Annotated in this window: 17 protein-coding genes and 1 pseudogene; 6 read left to right on the forward strand and 12 right to left on the reverse strand. The window is 74.0% G+C overall.

Annotated elements, in window-relative coordinates; genetic code table 11:
- Window positions 1-38: 38 nt before the first annotated feature.
- Both ACTWP5_RS21470 and ACTWP5_RS21475 read right to left on the reverse strand, forming a co-directional pair.
- Window positions 39-854, reverse strand: coding sequence for an alpha/beta hydrolase (locus ACTWP5_RS21470; RefSeq protein WP_443222691.1), 816 nt, complete (start codon window positions 852-854; stop codon window positions 39-41).
- Between the two features lie 669 nt (window positions 855-1,523).
- Complete coding sequence (locus tag ACTWP5_RS21475; protein WP_443222670.1) at window positions 1,524-2,723, reverse strand: cytochrome P450; 1,200 nt, start codon at window positions 2,721-2,723, stop codon at window positions 1,524-1,526.
- A gap of 103 nt (window positions 2,724-2,826) precedes the next feature.
- Between ACTWP5_RS21475 and ACTWP5_RS21480 the strand changes: the two genes are divergently transcribed.
- Window positions 2,827-3,378, forward strand: coding sequence for a GNAT family N-acetyltransferase (locus ACTWP5_RS21480; protein ID WP_443222671.1), 552 nt, complete (start codon window positions 2,827-2,829; stop codon window positions 3,376-3,378).
- Between the two features lie 182 nt (window positions 3,379-3,560).
- Window positions 3,561-4,403: an aldo/keto reductase gene (locus tag ACTWP5_RS21485; protein ID WP_443222672.1), complete on the forward strand. Its 843-nt coding sequence runs from the start codon at window positions 3,561-3,563 to the stop codon at window positions 4,401-4,403.
- A 60-nt stretch (window positions 4,404-4,463) separates the two neighbouring features.
- Here the strand turns inward: ACTWP5_RS21485 and ACTWP5_RS21490 are convergent, their stop codons facing one another.
- Window positions 4,464-4,865 (reverse strand): type II toxin-antitoxin system VapC family toxin, encoded by a 402-nt coding sequence (locus ACTWP5_RS21490; protein ID WP_443222673.1) that lies wholly within the window; start codon window positions 4,863-4,865, stop codon window positions 4,464-4,466.
- Window positions 4,862-5,158 (reverse strand): type II toxin-antitoxin system Phd/YefM family antitoxin, encoded by a 297-nt coding sequence (locus tag ACTWP5_RS21495; protein WP_443222674.1) that lies wholly within the window; start codon window positions 5,156-5,158, stop codon window positions 4,862-4,864. The genes ACTWP5_RS21490 and ACTWP5_RS21495 overlap by 4 nt, the downstream gene beginning before the upstream one ends.
- 43 nt (window positions 5,159-5,201) lie before the next feature.
- On the opposite strand from ACTWP5_RS21495, the pseudogene ACTWP5_RS21500 reads away from it, so the two are divergent.
- Window positions 5,202-5,336 (forward strand): annotated as a pseudogene (locus tag ACTWP5_RS21500) (type II toxin-antitoxin system YoeB family toxin); the annotation flags it as partial.
- A 12-nt stretch (window positions 5,337-5,348) separates the two neighbouring features.
- On the opposite strand, the gene ACTWP5_RS21505 reads toward ACTWP5_RS21500, so the two are convergent.
- From ACTWP5_RS21505 to ACTWP5_RS21515, 3 genes are all read right to left on the reverse strand, one after another.
- Window positions 5,349-8,870: an error-prone DNA polymerase gene (locus ACTWP5_RS21505; protein ID WP_443222675.1), complete on the reverse strand. Its 3,522-nt coding sequence runs from the start codon at window positions 8,868-8,870 to the stop codon at window positions 5,349-5,351.
- A 196-nt stretch (window positions 8,871-9,066) separates the two neighbouring features.
- Entirely contained in the window at window positions 9,067-10,800 is a 1,734-nt protein-coding gene (locus ACTWP5_RS21510) for a DNA polymerase Y family protein (protein ID WP_443222676.1), read from the reverse strand.
- The gene (locus ACTWP5_RS21515) at window positions 10,797-11,456 is read right to left on the reverse strand and encodes a hypothetical protein (RefSeq protein ID WP_443222677.1); all 660 of its coding nucleotides are present in this window, start codon (window positions 11,454-11,456) and stop codon (window positions 10,797-10,799) included. The genes ACTWP5_RS21510 and ACTWP5_RS21515 overlap by 4 nt, the downstream gene beginning before the upstream one ends.
- A gap of 456 nt (window positions 11,457-11,912) precedes the next feature.
- Between ACTWP5_RS21515 and ACTWP5_RS21520 the strand changes: the two genes are divergently transcribed.
- Window positions 11,913-13,949 (forward strand): pectate lyase family protein, encoded by a 2,037-nt coding sequence (locus tag ACTWP5_RS21520; protein WP_443222678.1) that lies wholly within the window; start codon window positions 11,913-11,915, stop codon window positions 13,947-13,949.
- A 234-nt stretch (window positions 13,950-14,183) separates the two neighbouring features.
- Window positions 14,184-15,194, forward strand: a complete 1,011-nt coding sequence (locus ACTWP5_RS21525; RefSeq protein ID WP_443222679.1) for a LacI family DNA-binding transcriptional regulator — start codon at window positions 14,184-14,186, stop codon at window positions 15,192-15,194.
- An 87-nt stretch (window positions 15,195-15,281) separates the two neighbouring features.
- Here ACTWP5_RS21525 and ACTWP5_RS21530 read toward each other — a convergent pair whose 3' ends face one another.
- From ACTWP5_RS21530 to ACTWP5_RS21545, 4 genes are all read right to left on the reverse strand, one after another.
- On the reverse strand, window positions 15,282-16,649 hold the full coding sequence (locus ACTWP5_RS21530; protein WP_443222680.1) for a family 16 glycosylhydrolase: 1,368 nt from the start codon (window positions 16,647-16,649) through the stop codon (window positions 15,282-15,284).
- Window positions 16,650-16,767: 118 nt separating this feature from the next.
- Window positions 16,768-17,364 (reverse strand): DUF305 domain-containing protein, encoded by a 597-nt coding sequence (locus ACTWP5_RS21535; protein ID WP_443222681.1) that lies wholly within the window; start codon window positions 17,362-17,364, stop codon window positions 16,768-16,770.
- A gap of 67 nt (window positions 17,365-17,431) precedes the next feature.
- On the reverse strand, window positions 17,432-18,400 hold the full coding sequence (locus ACTWP5_RS21540; RefSeq protein WP_443222682.1) for a DUF1996 domain-containing protein: 969 nt from the start codon (window positions 18,398-18,400) through the stop codon (window positions 17,432-17,434).
- Window positions 18,401-18,780: 380 nt separating this feature from the next.
- Window positions 18,781-19,191 carry a DUF7848 domain-containing protein gene (locus ACTWP5_RS21545; RefSeq protein ID WP_443222692.1) on the reverse strand — a complete coding sequence of 137 codons (411 nt, stop codon included), beginning with the start codon at window positions 19,189-19,191 and terminating at the stop codon, window positions 18,781-18,783.
- A 438-nt stretch (window positions 19,192-19,629) separates the two neighbouring features.
- Here ACTWP5_RS21545 and ACTWP5_RS21550 point away from each other — a divergent pair, with 438 nt between their 5' ends.
- Complete coding sequence (locus ACTWP5_RS21550; RefSeq protein WP_443222683.1) at window positions 19,630-20,736, forward strand: hypothetical protein; 1,107 nt, start codon at window positions 19,630-19,632, stop codon at window positions 20,734-20,736.
- Here ACTWP5_RS21550 and ACTWP5_RS21555 read toward each other — a convergent pair.
- The gene (locus tag ACTWP5_RS21555) at window positions 20,689-21,471 is read right to left on the reverse strand and encodes a FadR/GntR family transcriptional regulator (RefSeq protein WP_443222684.1); all 783 of its coding nucleotides are present in this window, start codon (window positions 21,469-21,471) and stop codon (window positions 20,689-20,691) included. The genes ACTWP5_RS21550 and ACTWP5_RS21555 overlap by 48 nt on opposite strands.
- Window positions 21,472-21,693 lie beyond the last annotated feature (222 nt).

Below are 21,693 nucleotides of genomic sequence, written 5' to 3' on the forward strand. Positions count from 1 at the left end.
GGCCGGGTGGGCGTGGCGTTCGGTGCTCGGGGCCGTGCTCACGGGCTCAGCCCGGTCCGTAGCGCCGCGAGCCCTTCGGCCGCGATCCGCTGGGCGATCGCCGCGTGCTCGATCCCCCAGCTGCCGTGGAACGTGCCCGGGTAGAACCGCAGCTCGGTCGGCACCCCGGCGGCGCCGAGCGCCCTCGCGTACGCCAGGCCCTCGTCGCGCAGCGGATCGAACTCCATCACCGCGACGAACGCCGGCGGCAGACCCGCCAGCGAGCCCTCCTCCGCGGCCCGCGCCGGTGCCGCGTACGGCGAGACGTCCTCGCCGCCCGGCACGCCGGGGCCGAGGTAGGCGTCCCAGCTCAGGCGGGCGTTGCGCCGGTTCCACACCGGGGTGTCGGTGAAGACCCTCGCGCTGTGCGTCGTCAGCCGGTCGTCCAGCGCCGGGCTGTGCAGGTGCTGGTGGTGGATCGGCGGGCCGCCGAGGTCGCGGGCGAGCAACGCCACGCCGGCCGCGAGCCCCGCGCCCGCGCTGTCGCCCCACAGGGCGATCCGTTCGGGCAGCACCCCCAGCTCCTCCGCGTGCTCCGCGAGCCAGCACAGGCCGGCGTAGCAGTCCAGCAGCGGGGCCGGGAAGGGGTGTTCGGGGGCGAGGCGGTAGTCGACGGAGACGACGACGGCGGGCAGCTCGCGGCAGAAGCGGAGGTTGGTGGCGTGGTCGACGTCGGGCGAGCCGAGGACGAAGCCGCCGCCGTGGATGCCGTAGACCGCCGGCAACGGGCCGGGCACGCCGCGCGGCCGGTAGATCCGCAGCCTCACCTCGACGGCGTCGGGCTCGGGTCCCGGCTCGGGGCCCGGGCCCGCCAACGTGCCGGTGCCGGCGTGGGCGGCGGTGCCGGCGTGGGCGTTGAGGCGGGCCCCGCGAGGGGCGGGGCCTGGGGGCACCCCCGGCTTGCGGGGGAGCAGCGCCGGCTCGTCGGGCGCGCGCACGGACGTCCACGACCCCTCAGGGGCCGGGGGAACCCCCACCGCTCCACCGTCCGAGGACTGCCCTCCGCCGCGCGACGCTCCCCCGCAAGCGGGAGGTAGCCCCAGGCCCCAGCCGTCGCGGGGCCCTCCGGCGGGGACCCGCGCCGCGTCCACCGTCGCGTCCACCGCCGCGTCGGCCGGCGTCGGCCGACTCGCCGCCAGCCGGGCCCGGGGGCCGACGGCCCGCACCTCCTCCACCTCGACGCCGTGCGCGTCGATCTCGGGGAGCGCCACCGCGAGTTCGGCGGCCTGGGACGCGCGGGCGACGGCCGGGTCGGTGATGTCGACCTCGGCCATCATGGCGGCGGCCGCCGCCAGTTCGGGATCGAGGGGGTAACCCATGACACCAAACGGTGGCACGGGCCAGGCGGGGCGGTCATCAGACGGGTGTCGGGGAATCACCCCGCCCCACCCGACACCCGTGCGCCCTTCGTGACGGAACGCCTACGCGGCGACCGTGCCCGTGCGGCGGCACCGCTCGCCCACGTGGCGAGACCGCACGGCGCCCTACGCGGTGACGGGAAGCTCCCGCAGCCCCCGCATCACGAACTCCGGCCGGCGCGGCGGGTCCTCCACCGCCAGGCGCAGCCCCGGCAGCCGCGTCACCAGCGCCGTCAGCGCGGCGGCGATCTCCACGCGGGCCAGCGGCGCCCCCACGCAGTAGTGGATGCCGGCCCCGAAGCCCAGGTGCGGATTGGGCGACCGGCCCACGTCGAGGGCGTCGGGCCGGTCGAAGACGGCAGGGTCGCGGGCCGCCGCCCCCAGCAGCACGGCGATCTTCTGGCCCGGCGCCAGCTCGTGACCGTCCACCGCCGTGGGCGCCGTGGCGGTCCGTTCGAAGAGCTGGAGCGGCGCGTCGAAGCGGATCAGCTCCTCGACGGCCGTGTCGGCCAGCCCCTCGGGGTCGGCGACCAGCCGCTCCCACTGCTCGCGGTGGCGCAGCAGCGCGAGCACCCCGTTGCCGATCACGTTGACCGTGGCCTCGTGGCCGGCCATCAGCAGCAGCACCGCCGTGCCGACCAGCTCGTCGTCGCTCAGCCGGTCGCCGCCGTCCCTGACCGCGACCAGGTCGCTGATCAGGTCCTCGCCGGGCTCGCGGGGGTCGCGGGTACGGGCGGCGGCGAGTGCGCGCAGACACTCGACGAACTCGGCCGCCGCCCGCTCGGCTGCCGCCGCGCCCTCCGCCGGCAGTCCGTACTCATACATCTTGACGATCGCGTTGGACCATGGCTGGAGCCGCGGTCGATCCTCCGCCGGGATGCCCAGCAGCTGCGCGATCACCTCGACCGGCAGCGGCGCCGCCAGGTGGGTGAGCAGGTCGGCCCGGCCGTCGGCGGCGATGGCGGCGGCGAGGTCGGCGACCATGCGGTCGGCCAGCGACCGCACCCAGGGCCGCAGCCGCTCGGTGTGCCCGCGCCCGAACGCCGCCGACACGAGCCGCCGCAGCCGGGTGTGGCGGGGCGGTTCGTTCTCCAGCAGGGAGTTGCGGTGCAGCATGTTGAACGCGGGGAACGCGGCGGCCGGCTCCCTGTCGACCCAGATCCGCCCGGCGGACCGGTCGCGCAGCACCCGCGAGCAGGCGGCGTGCGACACCGCGACGGGCATGCCGAGGCCGGCGTGCCAGTGCACGCCGCCGCGTTCGCGCAGCGCGGCGAAGGTCGGGTACGGATCGGCGAGGAAGGCGGGATCGCTCGGGTCGAACACCACGGGGTGACGGTACCGCGTGGCGGTGCCGTCTGGCCGGCGCGGCGTGACCCGTACCACGTGACCCGGTACGTGTCGGTGTGACCCGGCGCGGCAGACTCCCGTCGTGCGCGAAACCGTCCCCGTCCCCATTCCCATCCCCGTCCCCGCCCCCGCCGGTCTGCTGCTCCGCCGTTGGCGCCCCGCCGACGCCGCCGCCGTCCTGACGGCCTTCAGCGACCCCCTCATGTCCCGGCAGTCCGCCGAGCCCGTCGACTCCCTCCGAGCCGCGGAACACTGGATCGCCGCCCGCACCATCCAGTGGGACACCGACACCGCCTACTCCTTCGCCGTCGTCGACGGTGACCACGTCGTCGGCCAGGTCTGCGTCGGCTCGGTGAACCGCCGCCACGCCACCGGCTGGGTCTCGTACTGGACGACGCCCGCCGCCCGCGGCCGGGGCGTCGCCACCCACGGCTGCCGCGCCCTGGCCGGCTGGGCCTTCGCCGACGCGGGCCTCTTCCGTCTCGAACTCGGCCACCGCGTCAACAACCCCGCCTCCTGCGCCGTCGCCCGCGCCGCCGGCTTCGCCGTCGAGGGCCTCCAACGCCAGAAGCTGGCCTACGACGGCCTCCGCCACGACGTGGAACTCCACGCCCGCCTCGCGACGGACGCCTAGGATCACCGCACCATGACCGCGCAGCAGCCGCAACGTTCCCGGAGGAAGCCGATCACCACCCGTCACCTCCCGAGCGACCTCCCGCGGCACGTTTACGGCCAGCGCGACGGCCGGACGCCTCCGCCGCCCCCTCCCGCCGCGGTTCCGTAGCCTGGCCCTCCACGAGAAGGCCGGAGACACGCATGACATCAACCACCTTCCGCGTCGGTGGCGACCTGGAGGTACGACGGCTCGGGTTCGGGGCCATGCACCTGTCGGCGGAGCCGGGCCCGGACCGTGAGCGCTCCCTCGCCGTCGCCCGGCGGGCCGTCGAGCTGGGCGTCACGCTCATCGACACGGCGTACCTGTACGGCGACGGGGGAGCCAACGAGGAACTCCTGGCGGAGGCCCTCCACCCGTATCCCGACGAGCTGCTGATCACCACCAAGGTCGGCGTCGCCCGCACGGGCCCCGGCGGCGACTGGCGGTTCGACGGGCGGCCGGCCGTGCTGCGCGAGCAGGTCGAGCAGGCGTTGCGCCGGCTGCGCGTCGAGCGGATCGAACTGCTCCAGCTGCACCGCGTCGACCCCGACACGCCGCTGGCCGAGCAGCTCGGCGCGCTGCGGGAGCTGCGCGACGAGGGAAAGATCGGCCGGATCGGGCTCTCGGAGGTCACCGTCGACGAACTCGCGCGGGCCCGTGAGGTCGTCGAGATCGCCAGCGTGCAGAACCGCTACAACCTGCTGGACCGCGCACACGAGCCCGTGCTCGCGGCCTGCGAGGCGGCGGGCATCGCGTTCCTGCCGTGGCGCACCGTCGCCTGGGGGGACGCCGGGGCGAGGGCGGAGGTCGCCGCCGTGGCGGCCGAGCTCGACGCCACCCCGACGCAGGTGGCGCTCGCCTGGCTGCTCGGACACTCCCCGGTGATCCTCCCGATCCCGGGCACCTCCCGGGCCGACCACCTGGCGGAGAACCTGGCCGCCGAGTCGCTCCGGCTGTCGCCGGCCCAGCGTGTCCGCCTGGACGGTCTCGGTGTCGCGAGCTGACGGGGACGGGGCCAGAGAAGGAGGCCGAGGACGGCCGGGTGGCGCTGGAACGCGAGCCCGTCAGTCGCGAGGGCTGACGACCGTGAAGCCGGCGTCCTCGGCGGTCGCGGCGAGTCGGTCGTCATAGGTGACCAGGCCGGTGAGGTCGGGGCGGAGAACCCGGGCGGTGGCGAGATGGATCGCGTCGAACGAGCGCAGCATGCGGTCGGGTTCGTTCATGACCACGTCCACGATGTCGTCCTCGATCGTGACGAACTCGAAGGCGAGCAGCAGTTCGCGCGCCTCGGGCAGGACGGCGGGGAACGCTCTCGTGACCGCTCGCATCATCTCGATGCGCAGGAGGGCCGAGCTGACCCAGGTCGCGCCCGTGGCCTGGTCGTAGAAGTCCGCGAACGCCCTCGAATGTTTCTCCTCCACCAGAAGCTTCAGCGCTGCGGAGGTGTCGACGTAGTACAGGCTCACCAGCGCTCTTCCTCGCGCAGATCCCTGAGCGCCTCTCCCAGGCGGTCGTCACCCTCCCCGGTGCGCATCCGCGGCCGGAATCCGGGGCGTGCCGCGGGGCGAACCCTCCCTTCGGCCGCGAGACGATCCAGAACGGGAGTGGGCTCCCGCTCCTCCACAGGGACGATCCGTGCCACCAGACGGCCGTACTCGGTGACGTCGATCGTCTCGCCATGGCGGACGCGCGCCAGCACCTCACTGGTCCGGTGCCGCAGCTCCCGGAGCCCCACGGCGTGGTCGTTGAGGGCAGTCATGGATCAAAGGTGTCACTTTTCTGTGGCCACATCTGGCGGCCTGGGGGTCGGCCCGCGGAAGGGGGACCTCTCGGTCTACTGCTCGCGTCGGATCGACGACGAGCACCGTCTCGTCCACCGGGCCGACGACAGGGAAGTGAGGGAAGTGAAGATCGTCAAGGCCCGCTACCCCTACTGACGCTCCTGGGCCTCAGTGGAAGTTCCGGCTCGGGATGCTGCCGGAGACGTCCAGCGGGGCCATGTCGTGGACGAGGAGGTTGGTGGCGCCGTCCTGGCGTTCGACCGTGCCCGCCAGGAGGAGGGCCGAGGAGTCCAGGGCCGTGGCGCGGTGGCGGTCCCAGGTGGTGGGCGGGCAGATGGCGTTGATCATGCCCGTCTCGTCCTCGATGGTCATGAAGACCACGCCGTGGGCCGTCGGCGGGCGCTGGCGGTGGGTCACCAGGCCGCCGACGAGGACGGGGCCGCCGGGCGGGGTGTGGGGGAGGCGGCCGGCCGGGACGGCGCCCAACGCGTCGAGGTGGGGCCGGACGTGCTGGACCGGGTGGCTGTCGGGGGAGGAGCCGGTGGACCACAGGTCCGCGAGGGTCTGTTCCGGCGGGGTCATCGCGGGCACGGGGGCGGGCGCGGGCGAGGGCGCGGCTGAGGGTGCGGGGGAGGGCGCCGCCGTGCCGGGGGTGGTGCCCGGCAGGTGGTCGGGGGTGGTGCCGGCGAGGGCGGCGGCGGCCCACTGCGCGGCGCGCCGGTCGAGGCCGAAGCAGCCGAACGCGCCGGCCGTGGCCAGCGCCTCCAGCGCGGGGCGCGGGATGTGGACGCGGTGGACGAGGTCGTCGAGGTCGTCGTACGGGCGGCCGGCGGCGATGGCGCGGGCGAGGTCGGCGCCGACGGTGCGGACGGTGGCCAGGCCCATGCGGATCGCGGGCTGGGGGGTCGCGGTGGGGGCGTGCGGGTGGTCGCTGGTGACGGGCAGCGGCGGGCCTTCGAGGGTGGCGTGGGCGGCGCTGGCGTTGACGTCGACGCCCAGCGTCCGCACCCCGTGGCGGCGGGCGTCGGCGATGAGGCTCTGCGGCGCGTAGAAGCCCATGGGCTGGTTGTTCAGCAGGGCGGCGGTGAAGGCGGCCGGGTGGTGGCGCTTGAGCCAGGCGCTGGCGTAGACGAGGTGGGCGAACGAGTACGCGTGGGACTCGGGGAAGCCGTAGGAGGCGAAGCCGAAGAGCTTGGCGTAGATGTCCTCGGCGACGTCGGGCGGGATGGCGTGGGCGGCCATGCCGGACATCAGGCGGTCGCGGAGGCGCTCGATCCGCTCGGGGGAGCGCTTGGAGCTCATGGCCTGCCGCAGCTCGTCGGCGTCCTTGGGGGTGAAGCCGGCGCAGTCGATGGCCAGCTGCATCATCTGCTCCTGGAAGAGGGGGACGCCGAGGGTGCGTTCCAGCGCCGGCCGCATCAGCCGGTGCGGGTACGTCACCGGTTCCCGGCCGCTGGCGCGGCGCAGGTACGGGTGGACCGAGCCGCCCTGGATCGGGCCCGGGCGGATCAGGGCGACCTCGATGACCAGGTCGTAGAAGCGGCGGGGCCTGAGCCTGGGCAGGGTGGACATCTGGGCGCGGGACTCGACCTGGAAGACGCCGACCGAGTCGGCGTCGCAGAGCATGTCGTAGACGGCCGGGTCCTCGGCGGGGACGGTGTGCAGGCCGAGGTCGAGGTCGTGGTGGGCGCGGAGCAGGTCGAACGCGTCGGACAGGGCGGCGAGCATGCCGAGGCCCAGCAGGTCGAACTTGACGAGGCCGGCGAAGGCGCAGTCGTCCTTGTCCCACTGGAGCACGCTGCGGCCCGGCATCGTGGCCCACTCGACCGGGCAGACCTCGCCGACGGGGCGGTCGGCCAGCACCATGCCGCCGGAGTGGATGGACAGGTGGCGGGGCAGGCGCAGCATCCGCTGGACGACGCCGGCCAACGGCTCGGGCAGCAGCTCGTCCTCGCGCGGCTCCCGCCGGCCGGGAGGGGAACCGGCCGGCAGCGGCCGGGCGGGGGTCTTCTCGCCGCGCGGGCCGACGTCGGGGCCGAGGCGGTGCTCGACGCGACGGGTCCAGGCGTCGGCCTGTCCCGGGCTGTGGCCGAGGGCGCGGGCGGCGTCGCGGATGGCCATCTTGGGGCGGTAGGTGTTGACGTTCGCGACCATGGCGGCGCGGTCGCGGCCGTAGGTGTCGTAGACGTGCTGGATCACCTCCTCGCGGCGGTTGTTGGCGATGTCGATGTCGATGTCGGGCGGGCCCTCGCGGGCGTCGGAGAGGAAGCGTTCGAAGAGGAGGCGGTGGCGCACCGGGTCCACGGCGGTGATGCCGAGGGCGTAGCAGACGGCGGAGTTGGCCGCCGAGCCGCGGCCCTGGGCGAGGATGCCCTTCGCGCGGCAGAACTCGACGATCTCGTGGACGATCAGGAAGTAGCCGGGGAAGCCGAGGCGTTCGATGACGCCGAGCTCGTGGTCGAGCTGGGCGTAGACGTGGGCGGTGGCCGGGCCGCGCGGGCCGTAGCGTTCCTCGGCGCCGCGCTCCACCTCGTGGCGCAGCCAGCTCGCGTCGGTGTGGCCCTCGCCCAGGCGGCGCGGCGGCAGCTCGGGGGCGACCAGGCGCAGGTCGAACGCGCAGGCCCGGCCGAGCTCGGCGGTGGCCTCCCGCACGCCGGGGTAGCGGGCCAGGCGGGCGGCCATCTCGGCGCCGGAGCGCAGGTAGGCGGTGCCCGCGACGGGCAGCCAGCCGACCATGTCCTCAAGGCCCCGGCGGGCGCGGACGGCCGCGAGGACCTGCGCGAGGTGGGCGTCGGCGGGGCGGGCGTGGTGGACGTTGTTGGAGGCGACGACGCCGACGCCGACGCGTCGGGCGAGCGTGGCGAGCGCGTCGTTGTGGGCGTCGTCGAGGGGCTGGCGGTGGTCGATCAGCTCGACGTGGACGTGGTCGCGGCCGAACGCGTCGACCAGCCGCCGCAGCTCGGCCTCGGCCGCCCGGGGGCCGTCGGCGGCGAGGGCGGCGCGGACGCGGCCCTTGCGGCAGCCGGTGAGGACCGCCCAGTGGCCGCCGCGGCTGCCGGGGCTCGCGGCCAGCTCGGCGAGGTCGTAGAGCGGGTTGCCCTTGCCGCCGCGCAGCTGCGCGGCCGTGATCGCGCCGGCCAGGGCGGCGTAGCCCTCGGGGTCGCGGGCGAGGACGAGCAGGTGGTCGTCGCGCGGGTCGGGGACGCCGGTGCGGCGGCGCTGCTGCGGCCGCTGCTGCTGCCGCGAGGTCCCGGAGCCGCCCGTCGGGGCGGGGCCGAGGCCGAGCTCCGCGCCGAAGACGGTCCCGATGTCGGCGCCGTGGAGCTCCTTCGCGTCCCGGGCGGCCTGGGCCAGGCGCGCCGCCCCGTACAGGCCGTCGTGGTCCGTGACACCGATGGTCTCGACGCCGAGCCTGACCGCCTCGGCGACGAGGGCCTCGGGGTCGCTGGCGCCGTCGAGGAAGCTGTAGGCGGAGTGGCAGTGCAGCTCGGCCCACGGGAACGGGGCGCCGCCCGGCCGGGGCGGCCGGGGGGTGGGGCGCCGCGCGGGGCGGGGCGCGGGGCGGGGGTGCTCCCGCTCCGCCTCCCCTCCCGCGTCCGTCTCCGCGCCCGTGTCCGCGTCCGGTCCCGTTCGCCACGAGAGCCGGCGTTCGAACGTCCGCCAGGGGATGGGTGGGTTGTCGAAGCCCATCGCCGCCTCCTGGTGCGGGTGGGGTGGTGCTGAAGGGACTGCTGGTGCCTGCCGGTGCCGAAGGGCTGCCAACGCTGGCGAGCCTCGCGGCCCGGCGTTCCGGCCCGGCGTTCCTGGCCGGCGTTCCGGCCCGGCGTTCCTGGCCGGCCGTCGCCGGGGCGTGTCCGCACCGTCGGGCGGGCCCGGTCGGGCCGGATCAGACCACGGCGTTCGGCACCCGGCCGGCGTCGCGGTCCCGCGAGACTCGGGGAGACGGTCCTAAAGCGTAGGTGGCCTCGACCAGCCAGCTGCCCCGGTCCAGGAGGAGCAGCCAGGCGCGGCCGTCGGCCGTGGTGAGCTGGAGCCGCGCCCTGCGGCGTGCCGTCGCCGGGTCCCACCAGCGCTCCAGCGCGGGCCACGGCCCGGTCCAGCCGGTCACGGCGACGACCTCGCCGTCCGGGCCGCGCAGCAGGGCCGGCGGGGCCGACACCACGCACCGGCCGCTGACGGCCACCGGCGCCCCCGTGGCGTCGACGAGCTCGACCGGCCGCCGCGTGGGGTGCACCACGGCCGGCGCCGGCTCGGGGATCTGCCCCGGCCAGGGCCGGTCGGCGGGGCGGGCCCGGACGGCGTCGGGGTCCTGGTCGCCCCAGGGCAGCCGCAGCACCCGCTCGTTCGGGCCGACCCCGCCGACCAGCACGGGGCGGGTGACGGCGGCGTGGCCGAGCATGGTCTGGATGCGGGTGGCGGCCCGCTCGACCCGTTGCCCGGCCTCGTCCGCGCCCGGCCGGCCCCACAGCTCCGGCTGCCGCCCGTCGGCCGCGACCACCTGGTCGGGCGTGAGCCGCAGCAGGCTGATCCCGCCGCTGGCCAGGCCCTCGTCGTCCACCGCCCGGGGCGAGCCGTCCGTGCTGCCCGGCGAGCCACCCGCCCGGGCCGGGCCGTCCGGCGAGCCGTCCGCCCGGACCGGGCCGGGCTCGGCCGTCCGCCAGGCGTCGAGCTGCCACCGCACCCGCTCCGCGACGGCGGAGGCCGACAGCAGCCCGTCGTGCCGCCACAGCCGGGACCGGACGCGGCCGTCCTCGGTGACCACCCGCACCTCGACCTGGACGCAGGCGAGCCCACGGGAGTCCAAGGTGTCGTGAAGCCGCTCCGCCAGCCCGCGCGCGGCGAACACCACCGGCTCGACCGGCGACGGCGGGTCGAACACCAGCTCCTCGCCCAGGTCCTCGCCGGGCGGCCGGGTGACGGGCGGTCGCGGGTCGAGGCCGCGCGCCAGGCGGTGGGCGGCCACGCCCTCGGTGCCGAACCGCGCCGCCACGTCCCCGGGCGGCAGCGCGGCGAACGCCCCGAGGGTCCGCAGGCCAAGCCGCGTCAGCACGCCGGCGAGCTCCGGGCGGTCCACCGCGGCCACGGGCAGCTCGGCGAGGAAGTCGGCGGTCTGGCCGGCGGGGACGACCACGCCGAGCGGTGGGCGGCGGGCCGCCAGCGCGGCGGCGAAGACGCCGTCGGCGACGCCGACGGCGCAGGCGTGGCCCTGTGCGGCCAGGGCCTCGCGGACGGCGTCGGCGGCGGCCTGCTCGCCGCCGTGGTAACGGGCGGGGCCGCGCGCGGGGACGGCGGCGAGCCCGGGGCGGACGATCTCGACCCGCGCGCACACGGACTCCACCGCCACGGCCACCTCCTCGAACGCGCGGGCCTGCGCCGCCGGGTCGTCCTCCCGCAGCAGCAACTCGGGGCAGCGGCCCTGGGCGTCGCGCAGCCGCTGCCCGCGCCGCACGCCCTCCCACCTGGCCGCCTCCGTGCAGGCCAGGATCCGGCCGCCGGAGCTCACGGCGGCGGGCGTCTCCGGGTCGAACCCGGCCGCCACCACGGGCCAGTCGGGGCACCACACGACCATGACCCGGTTCGCGCGGCCGGCCCGGACCGCGCGGCCGGCCGCCCGGCTCATCCCGCGGCCCCCAGCACCTCAAGGTCGGAGCCGGCGACGCCGCCGTCGGGCGCGGGCAGCCACAGCCACGCCGACCGAGGCCGGCCGCCGGCCACGCCACGGCCCTCGGCCACCACCCGCACCCGTCGGCCACGCAGGTGACCGTGGCCGTCGCCGAGCCCGGTCCACAGCGAGGACTCCACGCGCAGCCGAACCCGCGCGTCCTCCCAGGGGCCGGCCACGACGAGCGTCGCGCCGTGCCGCCGCGCCAGCGCCGTCAGCCGCCGCACGACCTGCGGCGACGGACGGGGCACGGGGCGCACCATCACGACCTCGACGGCCGGCAGCAGCGCGGCCACCACCTCGGCCCACCGCTCGCCCGGCTCGTCCACCAGCAGCAGCCGGTCGAGGTCCACGCCCATGCCGGCGGCGGCGAGCATGCCGCACTCGGGGAGGCCGACGACCGCGCACCACGCCCCGCCGGCCGAGGGGCCGGCCAGCAGCGCCAACGGCAGCGCGCCCACGCCGTCCACCGTCACGGCCTGGCCGCGCCGCAGTCCGGGCAGCAGCCCGCGCAGCGCGGGCAGCACGGGCAACGGCGGGGGCGTGGCCGACTCGGACGACGACGGGAGCACCCTCTCGCCTGCCCGCGCCACGCGCGTCACGTCCCGTGCCATGCCCCGCGTCATGTCCCGCGCCCTGTCCACGCCACCAGCGCCTCCGGCCCCTGAGCGGGTGCCACCGTCCGTCCGACCACCACGTCCGCCACTATCGAACGCCTGTTCCCATCCTGTCAAACGGGTCCTCTCCCGCCCCACCCTGCACAGAACGCTCTAGTCCACACACGTCGCGTTATGGTCCACAGGAATCGACCTAGGATCCCTACGAGTCACGAAGCACGACGAAGCACCAGGCCGCGCGCGCACCACCGGGCACGCCCCGTGCCCCGCCACCCCCCACCCAGCAGGCGGGCCCTGCGCAGGACGAGCGCATGATCCGCACGGCTGCCTCCGTCACGTGCTCGCACGACGCGACCGGTTTCCCTCCCCCTCGCGACGTCGGCGTGTCCGGACATCCCCTGCGGGTGTGGGCGGTGGCCCCCCACACACCCCCACTCCCAGGGAGGTCACACCATGAGACAGCCCCAGCACGCCGGCAGGCGGTCGCGGCGACGCGTCGCCCTGGTCGCCGGCACCGCGGGCGCGTTGGTCACCGGGACCGTCGTCGCGCTCTCCCCGACCACCGCGGGTGCCGACCCGACGTCCCCCGCCGACACCGCCGCCGGCACCGTCGGCTCCCTCGTCGACCCCACCGCCGCCGTCGCGGCCGTCGGCTCGCCGGAGGGCTTCGCCGCCATGTCGGCGCTCGGCCAGGACGGCACCACGGGCGGCGTCGGCGGCCAGACGGTCACCGTCAGCACCGCCGAGGAGTTCGACGCGGCGGCCACGACGGACGGGCCGTTGATCATCCAGGTCGACGGCATGATCGACCTGCCCGAGGCGATGCACGACGTCACCTCGGACAAGACCGTCATCGGCCTCGGCTCGAACTCCGGCTTCACCGGCGGCGGCCTGAACGTCGGCCTGCCGCTGGACGACGGGATCACCGAGCCGCCGGACAACGCCGTCCACAACGTCGTCATCCAGAACCTCGTCTTCGAGGACTGGGACGACGACGCCGTCAACGTCCAGATGTTCTCCCACCACGTCTGGATCGACCACAACACCTTCGTCAGCGGCGGAGACGGCGCGGCCGACGTCAAGCGCGGCTCGTCGTACGTGACGCTCTCGTGGAACCACTCCACCCACGGCAAGAACATGCTGCTGGGTCACGACGACGACAACGCCGACCAGGACGTCGGCCGACTGAACGTCACCTACACCAAGAACTTCTTCGACGGCACCAACAGCCGCAACCCGCGCGCCCGCTTCGGCGACCCGGTGCACGTCTACAACAACTACTACCTGGACGTCGGCGACTACGGCGTCGCCTCCACCCAGGACGCGGGCGTCCTCGTCGAGGGCAACGCCTTCGAGAACGTCGACGACCCGTTCCACCTGGGTGAGGGCGACTCCGGGGACGGCAACCTCGTGGCCCGCGACAACTGCTTCACCAACTCGGGCGAGGGCCAGACCGGCGGCAGCGTCCAGCCGATCCCCTACGACTACACCCTCCTCCCGTGCGAGGACGTGCCCGGCCTCGTCAGCGGCGGAGCCGGCGCGGGCAACGTCGACGTGACCCCGGGGGAGCCCGGGGAGCCGGGGGAGCCCGGGGAGCCGGGGGAGCCCGGTGAGCCGACCCCGACCCAGGGCCTGGTCGGCTGGGCCGCGGAGAACGGCGGCACCACCGGCGGCGCGGACGGCGAGACCGTCACCGTCACGGACGGCGACGAACTCGCGGACCTGCTCCAGTCGGACGAGCCGCTGACCATCCGCGTCGACGGCATGCTCTCGCTGCCCGACGACATGAACGACGTCGGCTCGGACAAGACGGTCGTCGGCGTGGGCGCGGACTCCGGCATCGACGGCGCCGGCCTCACCATCGCCGGCCAGAGCAACGTCATCATCCGGAACCTCAGCTTCGACGGCTGGAGCGACGACGCCATCAACGTCGAGGACGGGTCGACCAACGTCTGGATCGACCACAACTTCTTCGGCAGCGGCGGCGACGGCTCCGTCGACGTCAAGCGCGGCTCCGACTTCGTCACCGTGTCGTGGAACCACACCACCCACGACAAGAACATGCTGCTCGGCCACGACGACGGCAACGGCGGCCAGGACAGCGGCCACCTGCGGGTGACGTACCACCACAACTGGTTCGACGGCAGCGCCGAGCGCAACCCCCGGGTCCGCTTCGGCAACCCCGTCCACGTCTTCAACAACTACATGGACAACAACGAGATCTACGGCGTCGCCTCCACCATGGACGCGGGCGTCCTCGTCGAGGGCAACTACTTCGAGAACGTCCCGCAGCCCACCGCCGTCGGCTACGCCGACTCCGACCCGGGCAACCTGGTCGAGCGCGACAACGTCTACGTCGGCTCGGGCGAACCGGAGTCGACCGGCGGCGGGGTCGACGCGATCCCCTACGGCTACAGCCTCGACGCCGCCGAGGACGTGCCGGCACTCGTGACGGCCGGCGCGGGCCCGCAGGCCAGCCTCGGCCTCTGACCGCCTGATACGGCACGGCCCGACACGGTGCGGCCCGACGGCGTGTGAGCTGACAGGCCGGCACGGACGGGCGTGGGGGTGGGAACGAGCGGCTCGCTCCCGCCCCCACGCCCCCGCGCTGCCGTCATATTGACGTGTTCATGCCCTAGCGGTTAACTCCACGCGAGCCCCCGGCCGGAACCGGTTCCGGGAGCGAGGAGCCGTGGAAGAGCCGCGAGGGAGGACACCGCCGCCATGCGTGTCACCATCACCGACGTCGCCCGCGCCGCGGCCGTCAGCAAGACCACCGTCTCCCGCGTGCTCAACGGCAAGAGCGAGGTCGACGTCCGGACCGCCGAACGGGTGCGCGCCGTCATCGCCGAACTCGGCTACGTCCCCAGCTCCCGGGCCGTCGGCCTCGCCCGGGGCAGCAGCCGCACCCTCGCCATCCTGTTGCCCTCCCTGACCTGGCCGTGGATCGGCGAGGTCGTCCAGGGCGTCGCCGACACCGTCGAGGCCGCCGGCTACGGGCTGCTGCTGTTCACCTGCCACCAGGGCGAGGCGTCGATGGCGCGCTTCACCAGCCAGGTCTCCGCCCGCGCCTTCGACGGCCTGCTGGCCATCGAGCCCGACGACAGCCTCGGCTCCCTCGCCGTGCTGCACCGCAAGGGCCTGCCGATGGTGGTGATCGACGACCGCGGCCGGCGCGCCGACTTCCCCTCCGTCGCCACCACCAACGCGGCCGGCGCCGCCGCCGCGGCCCGCCACCTGACGGCCACCGGCCGCCGCCGCCCCCTGGTCGTCACCGGGCCGCTGCGCTTCGGCTGCGTCAGGGACCGGGTGACGGGCTTCCAGTCCGTGCTGCGCGAGGCGGGCCTGCCGCCGGCCGGGGCGGGCATCGTCGAGGGTGACTTCACCCTCCGCCGCGGCGAGGAGAGCGTCGGGCGGGCCGTCGCCGAACGCCTCGCCTTCGACTCCGTCTTCGCCCACAACGACCTCAGCGCCACGGGAGCCGTGCGCGCGCTGCACGCCGCCGGCCGCCGCGTGCCCGAGGACGTCGCCGTCGTCGGCTTCGACGACATCCCGCTGGCCGCCTACGGCGAGCCGGCCCTGACGACGGTCCGGCAGCCGATGCGCGCCATGGGGGAACGCGCCGCGCGGCGGCTGCTGGACCACCTCGGCGGGATCGCGCCGCTGGACCCGACGCCGACCGTCCTCCCGACGGAACTCGTCGTCCGCGCCTCCGCGCCGGGCCCCGCCGGCTGACGCGGCGGCGCGGAGACGCGGAGACGCGGAGACGCGGCGGCGTCACGGACGCGCCGTCACGGGCGCGTCGCCGTCACCGGTGCGCCGTCACTGGTACACCCGGACGTAGTCGACGAGCATCCGCTGCGGGAACACGCTGGAGCCGTCCGGCGGCCCCGGCCAGTCGCCGCCGACCGCCGTGTTGAGGATGATGAAGAAGTCGTGGTCGAAGACCCACGGTCCGACGGTCCGCTCCAGCTCCGCCCGGTCCACGCGGTGGACCACCTGGTCGTCCACCGTGAAGACCATGCCGCGGCTGTCCCACTCCACGGCGTAGACGTGGAAGTCGTTCCCCGCCGGGGCGGGCAGCTCGTAGGAGTCGCCGTGGCCGCCGGCGCCGAAGTAGGCGGGGGCGTGGAGCGTCGAGTGCACGGTGTTCGGCTCGTGGCCGACGTGCTCCATGATGTCGATCTCGCCGGTGTACGGCCACGGCCGGCCCTCGGAGAAGAAGTCCGAGCCGAGCATCCAGAACGCCGGCCACATGCCACGGGTCGTGGCGACCCTGATCCGTGCCTCGACCCGGCCGTAGGTGAAGTCGAACTTCCCGTAGGTGTTGATGCGGCCCGAGGTGTACTGGCAGGTGGTGCTGCCGCTGAGCGGGTCCACGGGGCAGGTCGAGCCCGGGGTCACCTCGCGGCGGGACTCGATCACCAGGTTGCCCGAGCCGTCGAGGAAGGCGTTGCCGGACGCGGTGTACATCTGGAGCTCGTTGTTGCGGCCGTTGCCCGGGTCGGCGGACCAGCGGGCCGGGTCGGGGCCGGCGCCGGCCGCGCCGTCGAACTCGTCGCTCCACACCAGCCGCGGCGGGTCACCGGGGTCGGGCGGCAGCGGCGGCGGCGTCGTGGGGGCGCCGCCCGTCCCGTAGACCTGGAACTCCCACAGCGAGTAGCCGTAGGGGCCCGAGCGCTGGGTGCCGTACATCCGGACGTAGCGGCCCGTGCCGGAGACGGCCACCTCCTCGCGGAAGCCCCGGCCGCTCGTCGTCTCGTACGCGGTGCGCCAGTTCTGGCCGTCGTCGGAGAGCTGGATCTGGTACGCGGTGGCGTAGGCCGGGTCCCACTGGAGGACGACGCGGCTGACGGTGGCGGGGGCGCCGAGGTCGACGGAGATCCAGCCCGGGTCACTCCAGCCGTCGGTGGGGGAGGTCGCCCAGCGGCTCGCCGGGTCGAGGTCGAACGCCCTGGCCGGCACGCACTCCCAGCAGGTGCCGTCGTGCTGGTGGGTGGAGGACTGGGCGGGCTTGTCGTAGGAGAGCAGCACCTCGTCCTGCGCGGCGCCGGACGGCGCGGTGCTCGCGGGCGCGGCCGTGGAGGGCACGGCCAGGGTGGTGAGTCCGAGGACCGCCGCCAGGCAGGCGACGAGCGCCACCACGAGCCGTGGCCGGCGTCGGCGCGTTCTCGGTTTCCAGGCATGCATGATCGCGTCCCGATCCCTTCGTGTGGGGGGTGGTTTCGGTCGGGGTGGTGCGTGGAGGTGGTGCCGTACGCGGCGGGCGGGCCGTGCCCGTCAGCCCGTGCCCGTCAGCCCGTGCCCGTCAGCCCGTGCCCGTCAGCCCGGTGACGTCGTCGAGCAGCGCCGTTCTCGCCTCGACGAACGCCGTGGCCAGCGACGTCGCGTCCCGGTGCGTGCCGGCGTCCCGCTCGCCCCGGGAGACCGTGGCCGACTGCTCCACGTACTCCCGCAGGTGCGCCAGCGCCCGCCGGTCGAACGCGGGGCCCGCGAGGCCGGCGACCTCGTCGAGCTCCCGCCGGGTCACCATGCCGGGCATGTCGTGGCCCTCGTGGAGGTTCCGGTACGCCACGCCCGCCTCGTCCAGGAGGGCGTGCAGCGCGTCCAGTTCGGCGCCCAGCGTGGCCGACAGGTCCTCCGCCAGGGTGCGCAGGGCCGGGTCGTCGCCGCGTTCGGCCGCCTCGTCGAGCAGCGGGAGAAGCTGGTCGTTCAGCGGGATCATCAGGTTCACCCAGGCCAGGTCGGTGGGGCCGAGGGCACCCGCCGACGCGGTGGGCGAAGCCGCGGGCGCGGCCGAGGCGGCGGGCGCCCGGGGCGCCGCCTCGTCGCCGCCCGAGCCGGCACCCGAGCCACCGCCCGAGCCGCCGCACCCGGCGAGGAGGACGAGCACGCCGAACAGCACGCCCCCCGCCGCCCTCCGCCGGTGCCGGCCCGCGCGGCGTCGGGCCGGCACCTGACGCGCTGTGCGGTCAGGAGGGGACGCCATCGGGGCCGCACTTGATGGTCGGCCGGATGCAGTCGCGCACCCGCCGCTCCATCTCGTCGACGGGCCAGGCGTTGAAGAAGTCGCCGTGCATCGTGTAGCCGGGACCCGAGGCGAGCGCGAACCGCGACGGGTCACCGTTGACCGGGTACCGCAGCACCTGTCGCAGCTTCGGCACCGCCACGGGGTGGGTGCTGGGGCAGCGGCCCGCCACGGGGTAGGCCATGTGGCTCTTGTGGTCGGGCGAGTCGAGGTTCACGCCGTCCCAGCACTGCGGGAAGTCGAGGTAGGACTCCAGCGCCGTGCCCGCCGGGCAGTTCACGAAGTCCTTCGAGGGGTTGACGTGGCCCGCGTGGAGGCAGGACCAGCGGGCGGTCGACGTCGGGTCGTCGGGCCCGCTCGCCATCGCGTTGCCCGCCACGATCTTCAGCCCCTGCGGGAGGGACTGGATGTTCTGCCGGACGCTCTCGTCCACGCCCTCGCCGAGGTAGTAGAACGTGGCGCTCTGCGGCTCGACCGGCTGACCGTCGACGAACAGGGTCGGGACCCAGTACGAGGAGAGGTCGACCGCCGGGTCACAGGTGGAGTCCGAGGCGAGCAGGTCGCCGAGGTTGGTGTAGGCGTCGGTCACCGTGCTCCCGAAGAAGCTGTGGCTGTGCGACGCCCCCGGCAGGCCGGGGAAGACGATCGGGTCGTCCGGCAGCCGGTGGCTGAACGGGCACTCGGCCACGAACTCGGCCACGCGCACGACGGACGGCCCGACCTCGCCGGACGCGGACGCGTCCGTCGCCTCGGCCTCCGCGCCCGCCTGGGCGCCACCGGCGCCGACCACGAACTGGGACGCGACGAGACACGCCGCCGCGAGGAACGCGAACAGCCCGCGCCGGCCGCGACGTCGCCGCCGAGCCGACGCGGAACGGGAGATGCGGGAGTGGGGGATGGGTGGGGATGACATGTGCTCTCCTTCACTGAGTGGGGGTCAGAGAGCGCTCTCAGGCGGAACGTAGAAGCCCCCCACCCAGCGGTCAAGGAGTCGGACACGTTCCCGGAACCGGACCGTGACGACGGCACACGCCACCGCGCGACGCGACGGCGCGCGAGCTGACGCGCCCGCACAGGGCCAAAGAGGCCCCGCCCTCATCGGCCATGACACGGGCGGGGCCGTGTCCCTCACCGCGCACTCGTCGCGGCACCCCTGCCGGTGGCCATCCACCGTCGGGGCGGACCGGGGCGAGGCGGGACAGGATGGCTGCCACGCCAGGGCTGGTCCGGTCGGGGGACGTCTGACCTGGCTGACGTCATCTCGCCATGACGTCAGCCAGGAACCTCAGCTGTCTAACGGCGGAACACGGACGCCACCGCCTCCACCGCCTGGCTCAGCACGCTGCGGCTCCCGGGCCGGGCGTGGGCCCGCGACCCCAGCGGCAGCGTCGGACGCAGAAGCACCGTGGCCCCCGGGCCGTCGTCGGTGAGCTGCCCGGCTCTCCAGGCGTCGCGGTACTGGCTCTCGGCGCCGATGGGCACCACCGACCAGTAGTTCAGGGTCGTCGCGGCGAACTGGCTGTGGGTCACGCCGTGGCGTGCCGCGTGGTCGATGGCCCACAGCTCCACGGGCATCGGGTCGTCGTGTGTGTGGGGGGACGTGGCGCCACAGTTCACGCACTCCACGTCGTACCCGTTGGCGGGAGCGCCCGGGGCACGGTCCGCCCCGAGGAACCACGCGGCCGTCCTGCGGATGGGGTGCATCACTTCTGTCCCCCTCCTGACGGCGCCGGCGAGAGGGCCGAAGCCGTGGGCTCGGGCCGCAGCCCCACCTTCTCCGCGACGGCCACCGTGAAAACCAACATCCCGCACTCGGAACAGTGCTCCCCGTCGTCCTCGCTCACCAGGTCCCCCGGATGCTTGCAACTCACGGCCTCACCATCCGCAGCCGTGAGTGGACGTGTCGCGGGGGTCGCACGGGCGTTTGGCGGCGCCCCGACGGCGGGATGAAGAGACTGATCAGCGCATGCGGGAAAAGGGCACTACTGTGGCCCATGTCGGCCACCTCCACTCAGGTGCTCGGCCACGCCCCGGGGCCTGTCCGCCGCCGGGGCACCTTGCTTAACGCCGATCCTGCCTGCCCGACGAGCTATAGACTGTTGACTCACTGTTGACAGGTGTTGACTCCCGGAGCGCAGATGTATGGACATCGAACGAGTGCGCACTGAATTGGACCGTCGCGGCATTTCCCTGCGTGCAGCCGCACGGGCCACTCACTACGACGTCGGGTATCTGTCCCGGGTCCTCAACGGAAAACAGCCAGCGTCAGCCGGACTCGAAGAATCGCTGACAAGCCTTCTTGAGCTGAAGGAGAATCAACTCTCCGTTCCGATGGGGGAGACTGCCAGTGACCACGCGCAGTCGATCCGTCAGACGACGCAACACCTCGTCGCGCTTGACAACGAACTGAACGGCTTGCCCATCGCTGAGGCCGCCGCGCGATCATTCAAGAGAGTTCACCGACACCTCGGGGCGGGCGACTACGAATCGACGCACGAGCGCGATATCCAAGCTGCGGCAGCCGAGCTTGCCGAGGTGGCAGGATGGGCACTGTTCAACGAAGGTCATTCGTTCGCATCTCGCCGATTCAATCAGGAAGCACTGTTCCTGGCCCGTCTGTCAGGTGACCGCTCAACGGAGCTGATCACGCTTCAGAACATGGCTATGGTCGCAGGCTTGACAGGTCGACCCCGCGAAGAGCTCGCCATCTCGCAGTTTGTTCTCAATGAGGGTCGACTTAGTCCGCGAGTGGCGGCGGTGTTCCGAGCCAGGGAGGCGAATGGCCTTGCGTTTACCGGTCAGTTGTCAGAGGCAAGAAGTGCGTTCCTGCATTCCCGTTCCCTGCTGAATGACAGTGACCCCACGGACGAACCGAGCTGGTGTTGGTGGTTTGATGAACAAGAGATTGACAGGCAGGAAGGTCGCGTATTCCACGACCTGAAACGGTGGGGCGCGGCTGTGCCCCTGCTTGAAGGCGCAATGAACGGAAGCGGCCCGAACGTAGGGTACAAGAACATAGCTGCCGTTCGTCTGCTCGACTGTTTGCTGCGCCTCAAATCATGGAAAGAGGCAATGGAAGAGGCCGAACGGCTCCTGCCCTTGGTGGATGAGATGTCCTCCGTGAGAGTGCTTCGAATCCTCGAAGATGTCGCCGACTGTGGCCAACGACTAAACGGAGTTCCAGGCAGCCTTCGCGATGCGCTATGTCACATCGAGAGAAGGATAAAGGGTGACGTGTTCGAACTGTGAACCCCGGGGGGATTCGAGGGCCTCCCGGTCCTGCTCACCCCCCGGCCCCCCCGCCGACAGCACCGCCCGGATCCCCGCGAAGTGGTCCCGCATCGCCGCCACCGCCCCCGCCGCGTCGCCCTCCTCCAGCGCCGCCAGGATCGCCCGGTGCCGCGCGCACGTCACGCCCGGGTCCTGCCGGTCCTCCCGCAGCTCCGCCCGCACCCGGTGCAGCGCCGCCCAGAAGGCGTCCAACACCTCGCTCAGCAGGTGGTTTCCGAGCGAGCGGTAGAGCGCGAGGTGGAAGGCGCGGTCCGTGCCGGCCGTGACGCGGTCCTCGTCCGTGGCCTCCCGCTCCATCTCCTCCACCAGTTCCCGCAGCGCGGCCAGGTCCGGCGCCGGCATCCTCCCGGCGACGCTGCCGATCAGCCCGGCCTCCAACGCCTCGCGCACCTCCAGCAGTTCGGCGAGGCTCGCCTCGCCGTGCCGGTGGCGGACGGCCGCGCGGAAGACGACGCCCTCGACGAACGGGTCCAGGCTGAGCGAGCCGACGTACGTGCCGAAGCCGTGCCGGATGTCGACGATGTTCACCGCCTGGAGGGCCTTGAGGGCCTCGCGCACGGAGTTCCGGCTCACGCCGAACCGCCGCGTCAGCTCGCCCTCGGTGGGCAGCGGGTCCCCGGGGGCGAGACGCCGACGCAGTATCAGCTGTTTGATCCGCTCCTGCACCTCGTCGGACATCATGCGACGGGCCATGGCCGCCCCTTCCCTTCCTCGCCACCCCGCTCGTCATTCATCAGTTCACATTCTGCCAACGGAGATGGGACATCGGACGTCCGGCGCGGCCGGCAGTGCTCGCACAGGTCTTGACCACTCGCGATCACCGCTCCTACGGTCGATGGATCAGACGTAGAACGTAGGACCTCCCCGCCGTCCGGCTCCTCCACCACCGCCTTCCACGTCGCTCCCCCCATCCCC

Source organism: Streptomyces sp. 4N509B, from assembly GCF_052245655.1.
GTDB lineage: Bacteria > Actinomycetota > Actinomycetes > Streptomycetales > Streptomycetaceae > Streptomyces.

Coding starts and splice junctions, on each gene's coding strand:
- ACTWP5_RS21545 (WP_443222692.1), bottom strand. CDS start 19,191: ATGCACCCCATCCGCAGGACGGCCGCGTGGTTCCTCGGGGCGGACCGT.
- ACTWP5_RS21525 (WP_443222679.1), top strand. CDS start 14,184: ATGCGTGTCACCATCACCGACGTCGCCCGCGCCGCGGCCGTCAGCAAG.
- ACTWP5_RS21540 (WP_443222682.1), bottom strand. CDS start 18,400: ATGTCATCCCCACCCATCCCCCACTCCCGCATCTCCCGTTCCGCGTCG.
- ACTWP5_RS21510 (WP_443222676.1), bottom strand. CDS start 10,800: ATGAGCCGGGCGGCCGGCCGCGCGGTCCGGGCCGGCCGCGCGAACCGG.
- ACTWP5_RS21495 (WP_443222674.1), bottom strand. CDS start 5,158: ATGACTGCCCTCAACGACCACGCCGTGGGGCTCCGGGAGCTGCGGCAC.
- ACTWP5_RS21485 (WP_443222672.1), top strand. CDS start 3,561: ATGACATCAACCACCTTCCGCGTCGGTGGCGACCTGGAGGTACGACGG.
- ACTWP5_RS21520 (WP_443222678.1), top strand. CDS start 11,913: ATGAGACAGCCCCAGCACGCCGGCAGGCGGTCGCGGCGACGCGTCGCC.
- ACTWP5_RS21555 (WP_443222684.1), bottom strand. CDS start 21,471: ATGGCCCGTCGCATGATGTCCGACGAGGTGCAGGAGCGGATCAAACAG.
- ACTWP5_RS21550 (WP_443222683.1), top strand. CDS start 19,630: ATGGACATCGAACGAGTGCGCACTGAATTGGACCGTCGCGGCATTTCC.
- ACTWP5_RS21515 (WP_443222677.1), bottom strand. CDS start 11,456: ATGGCACGGGACGTGACGCGCGTGGCGCGGGCAGGCGAGAGGGTGCTC.
- ACTWP5_RS21505 (WP_443222675.1), bottom strand. CDS start 8,870: ATGGGCTTCGACAACCCACCCATCCCCTGGCGGACGTTCGAACGCCGG.
- ACTWP5_RS21530 (WP_443222680.1), bottom strand. CDS start 16,649: ATGCATGCCTGGAAACCGAGAACGCGCCGACGCCGGCCACGGCTCGTG.